This is a genomic window from Anoxybacillus sp. LAT27, from assembly GCF_022030075.1.
Lineage (GTDB): Bacteria > Bacillota > Bacilli > Bacillales > Anoxybacillaceae > Anoxybacillus > Anoxybacillus kestanbolensis.
The window spans coordinates 1-6270 of record NZ_JAIWYK010000019.1 but is presented as its reverse complement, the minus strand read 5'-3'; the positions used below and the strand labels follow the sequence as shown (position 1 = coordinate 6270).

Sequence of the window (6270 nt, the reverse complement as noted above, 5' to 3'; positions counted from 1 at the left end):
CACGATATAAGGGGCATCTTTCCTCTTGAGGAGGGGAAGGGTTTACCAAACCGTTCTCCTTCTCAAGAGGCCACCAAACGAAGTGCGGTAGTAGGGTTTTAAAGTTTTTCTCGATTTTACATGTCTATTTTCTTGACATAATACCAAAGAGAACATTTCGGGTACGTTTCGCGAAGAAACATTCGCCCAGTCTTTTTGTATCACAAGAAGCATCGTTTCCACACTGACGAAGCACGAAAAAAACGTGTGGGACTCGTTATGCCTCCTGTTGACGGGCGAAACGCTCGATCGTGTTCTTTCTACCACTTAGGGCATTTTCTATCACAGGGATGCCCTATTTGTGTTGCGCTTCTTTACATACTACTATCGGGATGAATAGTTACTGTACATTTTCTCTATTCGTTGTGTCTATAATCTAGACTAACATCAGTCAACGCTAGGGAGGAGATTATGGATATTATAGAGTATATTATTTACAAAACTGTTTCATCGGATTATAAGCCATTTATCTCAGAAAGGCCAACGATGTTTCAGCTAGACTAACAATAAATGTTTTTGTGCGTTAAATTTACTTTTATAAAAATAAAAAAATTATTAGTTTAGGAGCGTGATTTGTTTGAGTGATGTTTTAGCAAAATTCAAAGATAAAGTTTCGCAAATACCTGAAGCTACAGCTATTATATACGAAGATCAGAAAATGACTTACAAACAATTAGATGAGCTATCATCAAAGTTGGCAAACTATTTATATAAAAATAATTATAATACAAATGCTTTTATTCCAATTTATATGCCCCCATGTCCAGAAATGATTATAAGTATTTTGGGAGTATTAAAGGTAGGTGCTGCCTATCTACCTATATCTACAGAATATCCAGTTCATCGCATCAATACGTTAATAGAGGATTCAAATAGCAAAATTATTCTAAAAAATACGGGTGAACTGTTAAATGTAAACGTTGATCAAATTAATATTAGAAATGTTATTACGTCGGATTACTCACAATTATTTGATGAAATAAATGGAAATTTAGCTTATTTAATGTACACTTCTGGAAGTACAGGAAAGCCAAAGGGTGTTAAAGTCTCGCATTCAAATTTAGAATATATACTCAATAACATGCAGAAATACTATCCAGTTTCTAGAGATGACAAGTATATTTTATCGACACCATTCACCTTCGATGTCTCCGTTGTTGAAATTTTTGGCTGGATTTACGGCGGGGGGGCTTTAGTAATACCGACACAAGAGAACTCACGTAATTTTAGAAAACTGGCTCATTTAATAGAAGTCCATAAAGTAACACATATGGCACTCTCGCCTGCAATTTTAAATTTGATGCTAGATAAATTAAGTAAGGATGATATTGATAAATTAGATAGAAATTTAAAATATTTAATGGTAGCAGGTGAAGAGTTCAAAGTTTCCCTTGCTCATAAAGCTATGAAGTATTTAAAAAATGTTTGTATTGAGAATCTATATGGTCCAACTGAATGTACAGTATATGCAACGCGTTATAGAATTGATCATGATTTTAATCGTTTAAGTGTTCCGATCGGAAAAGAGCTTGATGGGGTACAAATTAAAATTTTAGACTCCAAGGGAATGGAGGTACCAATAGATACGCAGGGGGAGATGTATATTTCCGGTGAGGGAGTTGCCGAGGGATATTTGAATTTACCTACTATCAATGACGAGAGATTCCTATTTATAGATGGAAAAAAATATTATAAAACAGGGGATTATGCTAAAAGATTAAGCGATGGAAACATAGAGTTCATAGGAAGAAAAGACTATCAGGTTCAAATAAATGGGATTCGCGTAGAATTAGGGGAGATTGAAGATATTATTTTGAAAGAAATAGAAGAAATAAACATGGTTAAGGTCTTATATGAAAACAATAAACTTTATTGCTTTTATCAAGGGAAAAAAGCAATCGAATCCGATGACGTAAAGAAGACTTTGAAAAACTTTTTGCCTTCATATATGATTCCGAACTTTTATAAACAAATAGATCAATTTCCACTAACGATTAACAGAAAAATAGATACGAAGGCGCTTATGTCTTATTATGGTGATACTGACGTTCCATCAAATGTTATTCAAAATGTTGTTACCGATACGCAGAAAAACATCTTACGTATATTCAGGGAAACTTTAAATATAGATCGTATGTCTTTATATGACAGCTTCTTTGATTTAGGTGGTGATTCATTAGATGTCATATCTGTAATTATAGAGTTAGAGAATTACTATAACATCAATTTAGACGAATCTGTTTTATATAATCACCAAAATGTTAGTGAACTAGCAAGTTATATAGAAAATAGGTTAGAGCAGGAAAATGAAATAACTAAACAGGTTCGAAATGCAAATGAAGATATTGACATCGATCATATAAAATCGCAAGTCTCTAGGTCATACTATAAGAATAATAAATTGTTAGGTGCAATAGAGAAAGTTTATCCAGTATATTATCACCAAAAGAATTACATTAAAGATAATTTTAATAGTGTCATTGACATCAAAATTGACGTAAAAAAAGATTTTAAAATAGAAAAGATTATCGAAGTTTGTAAAGATATTATTCTATCTAATGAATTATTAAGGTCTGTCATTTCTGTGGATAATGAACAGATTGTATTTAAACAGGTTAAATTAGATATGGATAGCTATGAAATACCATTATTTAATCTATCTGAATATTCCCATGATAGTGCAAATTCACTCGTTGAAGAAATTACTAAAACGATGGCGGAAGTCGTCTTAAACAACCCTTTAGATGAGCTGCTATATACTGTTGCGATTTTTGAATTACATCAAAAGTACATTGTGGTGTTTGTGTTATCCCACAACATTGCAGACTTATCTAATAAACACATTTTGATTAAACAATTTATGAATGTATTAAACGGTCATAAATTAGAAAGTAGACCGGAATATAAAGATTTCATAGAGTTTATGGATAGTAAAAATAAATTAGAGTCTATTAGTAATTGTAATTACACGAAACAACTCCTAAAAGTCAATATCAATAGGGCGAGAGTACAAAGTAGTGATGATTTGTTAGTATTGAAGTTTCATTTTGATAGTAAACTCAGAACGACATTCGATATAATCGATAAAATGAATTATATCAGTACTCAGATTCTAGCTAGGGTTATTGGACAAAAAGAGTTCATCTATCAAACGATTGTTAACATAAGGAAATATAAAGATTTAGATTTCAGTAATTGTATAGGTGATTATCATACTTCGATGGTTCTTTTAGGAAAACCAGAAGAAACATTTGAGGAATTTAAAAGTAGGATGGAAGAAGTTCATTCCATGTATAGAGATGGATTCAATCCGATTTATCTGTTTGCAAAAGGTTTTCCAAATATGAGCGAAACCCATAAAGACTTATACCATCTTTACGGTATCAACCCGGTTGCTAAGACAAACTACTTAGGAACAATTAAAAATGAGCAATTAAATGTCATGTTAGAATCATTAGAAGAAACGAGAAGAAACTTAAGTGCTTTGAAAGATAATCCTTTTTTTATCACTTCTTTTTCAACAAAAGACCATATTTATATTGCGTTTTTAAACAAGCCAGCTAACTTAAACGAGGAAATGTATAAAGATCTTCATGTATCCGAGGAACGCATTTTTAGTAGTATCCATAACTTTAGATCGTGATGCAATTATTTAACTCTGTCTGTTTAATGAGGAATTGTCTGATCCTTAGAAACAGGCAGAGTTATATACCTCTATATTTATAAGACAAACAATTGATGATAGGTGATATTATGCTTAGTAGGAATGAATTTCTTGTTTTGTTTGGTAACTCCACATCCCAGCTGGGGAGTGTAATCTTTGCGATCGCTTTGAATTGGTGGATTGTGGATGTGACTGGTAGTGCGAAAGTTTTAGGTGTCGTAACAGCTATTAGTTTAATTCCATCAGTACTTATTAATCTTTTTGGTGGAGTGCTTTCAGATCGTCTCAATAAAAGAAACATACTGATAGTAACGGATATTATAGCTGGATCAATGTGTATAATATTAGGCTTTTTTGTCGATGACAGAAATGTGAACATTCCTTTAGTTATCGCAGTGAATATTGCACTAAGTATTTCCTTTTCCTTGTTTTCGCCTACAATGAGAGCAATTATTCCTGAGATTATTGATGAGAATCGAATTAAAACAATTAACTCCTATTTAACGACATCTTCGGAAATCATTAAAGTTTCCGGGCCGATAGTAGGCGCATGGTTATTTTCTCTGGATTTTATTGGTATAAGTGCGATATTTATAATTAACGGTGTTTCCTTTTTAATATCTGCTTTTATGGAATTTTTTATTAAATATAGTTATATCCAATCCAATAAAGAAAAGTCATATTTTAAAGATTTTATTGAAGGTTTTAAGTATGTAAGAAGAGAGCCATTATTGATAAGGCTACTTATAGCGGTATCTCTAGTGAATTTTTTTATAGCGGGTTATAACATAATTTTGCCTGTGCTAGTTAATTCTTTATACAAAGATAGTACTATTTATAGCCTAGCCTTGTCATCGGAAGCATTAGGGGGAATTATAGGGGCTTTCCTTTTAAGTTTTTCTAAAGGCAAATCTCAGTTAGTTCATATTTCTAGAGAATTAATTCTATGTGGTAGTGTTTTTATTTTATTGATATTCTTCAGTAATCTCTATGTATTATATGGAGTAATTTTCTTCTTTGGTTTTTTCCTAACACGATTTAATGTTCTTTTTTTCACTTATATACAGACTAATATTGATAAGGCGCTATTAGGAAGGGTATTTTCTTTTATATTTACAATTGCGATAATTTTTATGCCGATAGGAAATACGGTTTTCGGTTTTTTAGGTGATTATTTTTATAAAGGACTATTACCTATAATAGGGATAGGTATAGTTTTAAGTGTTTTTATACTATTTTTTAATAAAAGTACTTTGGAGCATCAGCGTACCTCCGAAAAACGGATAGAGGCTTAAGACTTTTGTAGAGTTTGGTATTATTCGAAATGCTCCATAGACTAACAATGTTGTTTTTTCTTTTATTTCATATGTTAGAGATGATCTCATTTTTCATCGCTGGAAAACGAGGTAAATACAATAGAAGGGAGATGGAGCCGCTTTGTTTTATGGCGGCTTTTTTTCATTGAAAAGACCTTTATTACTTAAAAATACGCCTTGAGTCGTAGTTGAAAATATAGCTATGGGACATGATGAACAAAGATGAGAATCGGTAAGATGAAAGCAAGGAAGGAGGCGAAAGGGATGTTAAAAAAAATCGGGTTATTGCTTGCAGGTGGACTTGCTGTACTCGTGCTTATGTTTCACCTCGGGCCGCTCGTTGGATTAGCGATCAGCTTGGCGATTTTGTACTATGCGGTCAAAAAGTTTTTCAAAGCCGATTCGACGTTCGGCAAAATCGTTTGGGCGCTCATTGGCTTGGCTGCGCTGATGGTGAGCGTGTCGAATGTGCCGGCGCTTGTCGCTATCGTCGCAGCGTATGTGCTGTATGTCGTGTATAAAAAATGGAACGAACCGAAAGAAGTGGTGCAAGTCGTTGACGATCCGTTCGTGAACTTCGAAAAACAATGGGCGGAGCTACAAAAACATTATTAAAGGAGCGAAGAACAATGGGTTTACTTTCTCGTATGAAAACGATGATTTCGGCAGATATTCATGAATGGTTGGACGAAAAAGAAAAGAAAAATCCGATTGCGGTGCTAAATGAATACTTACGCCAATGCGAACAAGAAGTAGAAAAAGTACGAAAGCTGCTTGAGCGGCAATACGTATTAAAAGAGCAGTTTACGCGCGAATATCGCGAAGCTGTGCAGCTGGCGGAAAAGCGGAAAAAACAGGCGGATATTGCCTCAAAAGCAGGAGAATCGGAGCTGTTTGCATTTGCGTCTCATGAGCAAATGCAATACGAAGAGCGGGCGGCGCGATTAAAGCAATTGCTTGAGCAAACAAACGAACAGTTATTGGAACTAGAAAAGAAATACGAACAAATGAAACATCAACTAAAAGATATGCATATGCGCCGCATGGAACTGATGGGGCGAGAAAATATCGCACGGGCGCATTATCGCATGAATCGTGTATTAGACGGGTATGCAAGCCCAGCGCTTACTACGTTCGCGGATACAGAGTCCTATTTAGCGCGCCTCGAGCAACAAGTGCAGTCAGACTATTATCGCCATACGATTGACGCTCGCATCGCTGAATTAGAAAAGCGGTTGCAGCAAGAGCAAT

4 protein-coding genes and 1 pseudogene are annotated in these 6270 nt (G+C 34.2%); all 5 read left to right on the top strand.

What is annotated here, in order from left to right; all coding sequences use genetic code 11:
* Positions 1-145: 145 nt before the first annotated feature.
* Positions 146-310: pseudogene (locus tag LD028_RS01635) on the top strand (IS66 family transposase); the annotation flags it as partial.
* Between the two features lie 306 nt (positions 311-616).
* Positions 617-3682 carry an amino acid adenylation domain-containing protein gene (locus LD028_RS01630; protein ID WP_237810711.1) on the top strand — a complete coding sequence of 1022 codons (3066 nt, stop codon included), beginning with the start codon at positions 617-619 and terminating at the stop codon, positions 3680-3682.
* A gap of 95 nt (positions 3683-3777) precedes the next feature.
* Positions 3778-4998: an MFS transporter gene (locus tag LD028_RS01625; protein ID WP_237810709.1), complete on the top strand. Its 1221-nt coding sequence runs from the start codon at positions 3778-3780 to the stop codon at positions 4996-4998.
* A 285-nt stretch (positions 4999-5283) separates the two neighbouring features.
* Positions 5284-5634: a lmo0954 family membrane protein gene (locus LD028_RS01620; protein WP_128999478.1), complete on the top strand. Its 351-nt coding sequence runs from the start codon at positions 5284-5286 to the stop codon at positions 5632-5634.
* A gap of 14 nt (positions 5635-5648) precedes the next feature.
* Positions 5649-6270: PspA/IM30 family protein (locus tag LD028_RS01615; RefSeq protein ID WP_237810707.1), on the top strand; the 622-nt coding region annotated here is incomplete at its 3' end.